The sequence below is a fragment of the Pseudalkalibacillus sp. R45 genome (assembly GCF_052246725.1).
Taxonomy (GTDB): Bacteria; Bacillota; Bacilli; order Bacillales; family Fictibacillaceae; genus Pseudalkalibacillus.
In genome coordinates this window covers 1-1,001 of the sequence record NZ_JBQQCL010000048.1, presented here as the reverse complement: position 1 = coordinate 1,001, position 1,001 = coordinate 1, and the positions used below count along the sequence as shown (strand labels likewise).

Here is a 1,001-nt window from a genome sequence, read left to right as displayed (position 1 = left end):
TCTTCGATTTCATCGACAGTCAAGGAAGAGTCGACTTGACGAAGTAGTGCGACGACAGCTGATACGTGTGGTCCAGCCATCGAAGTTCCATTCCAACCGCCTTCATAAGCGCTTCCTGGAACCGTCGAGCGGATATTGACACCAGGCGCACTGACATCCGGCTTGATTTCATCATAAGGAGATGGTCCTTCTAATGAGAAGCTTGCCAAATTGTCGTTGATATCCGTTGCACCTGTCGCAAAAGATTCAGGATAGTTCGCTGGTGTCGCGACAGATCCTGGTCCACCTGGGTTGAAGATCGTCGTGTTCCCTGCTGAAAACTCTGGGAAGATATCGGCGGCACGCCAGTTTTGAACCATCGGACGGTACCATTCATCTAAGCCTGGTCCGCCTCCCCAAGAGTTGTTGACAACATCCGGCGCCATTTCAGGATGCAAGTTCCCATCGGCATCGGTTGGAGCGATGATCCACTCACCTGCTTCCAGGAGGTCGACATCGGTTCCACCTGCGGCTGTGAATGCTTTGACCGCAATCCACTTCGCACCAGGTGCTACACCGACTTGGTTTGAACCATCCGGTTCAGCACCGACCATCGTACCCATTGTATGTGTACCATGACCTTGATCATCGTAAGGCGTTTCTTGACCAGCCGTCGCATCGAACCAGTTCATCTCATGACTTGGAGCGTCCGGATTTGCTGGATCATAGCCACGATATTGTTCCACAAGACCTGGGTGATTCCATTGAACCCCAGTATCGATGTTGGCTACAACTGTACCCGAGCCATCGATTCCCATGTCCCAAACGGCTGGAGCACCAATACGTTCAACATTCCACTCAATCGCATTCGTTTCATTTTTCTCATCTGCTTTCGGTTGAGTGGACGCTTTTGTTGATTGAGGCATCGGTTGGAGTTGACGCACTTCATTCGGCAATACTTTCGCTACCTCAGGAAATGCAGCCAATTGCTCCATGACTTCTTTGTTCGCCGTTACAGCCAT

1 protein-coding gene is annotated in these 1,001 nt (G+C 51.0%); it reads right to left on the bottom strand.

The window, feature by feature from the left end:
* A partial coding sequence (locus tag ACTWQL_RS24845) for a S8 family serine peptidase (protein ID WP_443145011.1) occupies positions 1-1,001 on the bottom strand: 1,001 nt, incomplete at both ends.